The organism is Caballeronia arationis (assembly GCF_001544975.2).
Lineage (GTDB): Bacteria > Pseudomonadota > Gammaproteobacteria > Burkholderiales > Burkholderiaceae > Caballeronia > Caballeronia arationis.
In genome coordinates, this window is the sequence record NZ_FCOG02000343.1 from 1 (window position 1) to 2,623 (window position 2,623).

2 protein-coding genes and 1 pseudogene are annotated in these 2,623 nt (G+C 63.2%); all 3 read left to right on the forward strand.

Annotated features, from left to right (window positions below):
- Nucleotides 1-184: 184 nt before the first annotated feature.
- The 3 genes and pseudogenes from AWB81_RS41920 (at nt 185) to AWB81_RS47995 (ending at nt 2,364) form a co-directional block, all read left to right on the forward strand.
- Nucleotides 185-1,446, forward strand: a pseudogene (locus AWB81_RS41920) (Zn-dependent hydrolase).
- The gene (locus AWB81_RS41925; protein WP_235026224.1) at nt 1,406-2,146 is read left to right on the forward strand and encodes an HpcH/HpaI aldolase/citrate lyase family protein; all 741 of its coding nucleotides are present in this window, start codon (nt 1,406-1,408) and stop codon (nt 2,144-2,146) included. Before AWB81_RS41920 ends, AWB81_RS41925 begins: the two are co-directional and overlap by 41 nt.
- A complete protein-coding gene (locus AWB81_RS47995) occupies nt 2,122-2,364 on the forward strand; it encodes a hypothetical protein (RefSeq protein ID WP_235026225.1) in 243 nt (80 codons plus the stop codon). Before AWB81_RS41925 ends, AWB81_RS47995 begins: the two co-directional genes overlap by 25 nt.
- Nucleotides 2,365-2,623: the final 259 nt, after the last annotated feature.

The window sequence follows — 2,623 nt, forward strand, 5'->3', positions numbered from 1 at the left end:
GTTGCTGATACGAAGTTTTGTCGGGCATTGCGACACCTTATACGACATAGGTGTTGCACTTCGCTTTTGATAGCGCCTTGAAAATTAGCATTCGAAATTGGACTAATGATTTTGGATTTCCGATAAAGACGTCATGCGTAGCTGCGCGGTGCGGCACGACAAAACAACACTAGGAAGCGAAGCGATGTTGAAGATCGACGGAAAGAGGCTCTGGTCGAGCCTGATGGAAATGGCGGCGGTCGGTGCGACGGCAAAGGGCGGTGTCCGGCGCCTGGCGCTCACGCAGGAAGATGCGGCGGGCCGCGCGCTGTTCTCTCAATGGTGCGTCGACGCGGGGCTCACGTTGAGTGTCGACCAGGTCGGCAATCTGTTCGCGCGACGCGCGGGCCGGTTCGATTCTCGGGCCGCTGTGGCAAGCGGCAGCCACCTCGACACGCAGCCCGAAGGCGGGCGTTTCGACGGCGTCTATGGCGTGCTGGCGGCGCTCGAAGTCGTGCGGACTCTGAACGATGCGGGCATCGAAACGGACAAACCTATCGAGATCGTCGTATGGACGAACGAGGAAGGCGCGCGCTTTACGCCGGCAATGCTCGGCTCGGCGGCATTTACCGGCGCGATGCCGCTCGATGCCGCGCTCGACTCGCGGGACACCCAGGGCGTTTCGGTGGCCGATGCGCTCGCGGCAACTTCGTACGCGGGCGAGCGGGCGATCCCCGGCACGGCTTTCGACGCCTACTTCGAAGCACACATCGAACAAGGGCCGTTGCTGAGGAAAGCGGCGTGCCCATCGGCATCGTGACCGGTGGCCAGGCGATCCGCTGGCTCGACGTGCGCGTGCTTGGGCAGGCGGCTCACGCGGGCACCACCCCGATGGCTTTTCGGCGCGATGCGCTCTTCGGCAGCGCCGAGATGGCGTCCGCGCTCGAAGCCATAGCCGTCGAATTCGCGCCGCAAGGGCTCGTGACGATCGGAGAGTTGTCGATCTGCAACTCGTCGCGCAACACGATCGCAGCCGATCTGTCATTTGCCGTCGATCTGCGTCATCCCGACGATGCGCGCATCGAGGCGATGGAAGGCGCGTTGCACGAGCGCTTTGCGGCAATCGCGGCGAAGCGCGCACTGACGGTCGAGATCGCGCGTCATTGGGTCAGCCCCGCGACGCCCTTCGATGACGGTTGCGTCGCGGCGGTCGCGCGCGCTGTCGACGCGCTCGACTATCCGCATCAGCGGATCGTGAGCGGGGCCGGACACGACGCGATTCACATGGCGCGCTACTGCCCTACCGCGATGATCTTCATTCCGTGTGTTGGCGGCTTGAGCCACAACGAAGCGGAAGATGCATTGCCGGAGGACGTCACACGTGGCGCGGACGTGCTTCTGCACGCGATGCTGGAGCGCGCAGGACGTGCGACTGCACAGCGACCGGGAGCGAATCATGGGGCCTAGAACGTTGCCCCTGCGCCCGCCCGCACTGCGGCGGGCGTGGCTCTTCGTCCCCGGCGCCGACGCCGCCAGCCACGCGCAAGCGCTCACTAGCGGCGCGGACGCGATCGTCGCAGATCTAGAGGAAATGACCGCTGCCGCTGATCGGCCTTCGGCACGCGCGCTGATCGTTTCGATGCTGCGAGAATCCGAACGGCGCGGAGCCATCGGCGCGGTGCGTATCAACAAGCTGGAGAACGACGGCCATGCCGACCTGCAAGGCATCATGTCCGGTGCACCGCGTGCTGTGTTCCTGCCCCACGCCGAATCCCCGGCGCAGCTCGCCGCACTTGACGAGGCCCTCGCTGGGCTGGAAGGCATCCACGGCATCGAAGTGGGAACGACGGAGATTGTCCCGACTATCGAATCCGCAAAGGGTCTGGTCGCTCTCGGAGCGATACTGAAGTCGAGTCCACGCATTCTCTGCTGCATGTTGGCGGTGGAAGATCTGGCGGCGAACCTTAACGCCCATCGCACGCCGGGCGGTAAGGAATTACTCTATGCGCGTAGCCGCTTTCTGATCGAGTGCATCGCGGCCGACTCGTGCCGATCGACTTGCCGTGCACATATCGCTCCGCGACTGTGCTCGCGGGCGACCTCGACAAATCGACTCAGCTTGGCTTCACCTCGAAGTGCGCGGTGTTCGCTGAACAGGTCGATGTGATCAATCGGGCGCTCACGCCTTCAGACGATGACGCTTCTGCGGCCGGTGCGCTGATCGCCGCTTACGAGGCGCAATTGTCGGGCCGCCCGATCGATGCGGCACCGTGGGTCGACGCACCGGACAGAAACAACGCAACGCGCCTGCTCAGGCGCCACGCGGCCATGTTGTCGTTCGAAGGAGCGCTCCAGGCTGCCCGGGCGGACGATACACGATACTGACAGCGCTTCCAGATCTGGCGCTCGCCGCGCATGCGACCCTTTGTTCGAACGCGAAACCGAACCGAAACAGGTCAGGCTCGTGTTAAGGCAGCATGACCTGTTCTATTTGGTTGGGCGGCCTCAAAAGTGAGGTGCAACACTTATTTCGTATAAGGTGTTGCAATGCCCGACAAAACTACTTCATACCAGCACCTTCAACCTGAAGAACGCCTCGCCATCGCAAGCCTACGACTGCAGGACGTGAGCATTCGGGCCATGG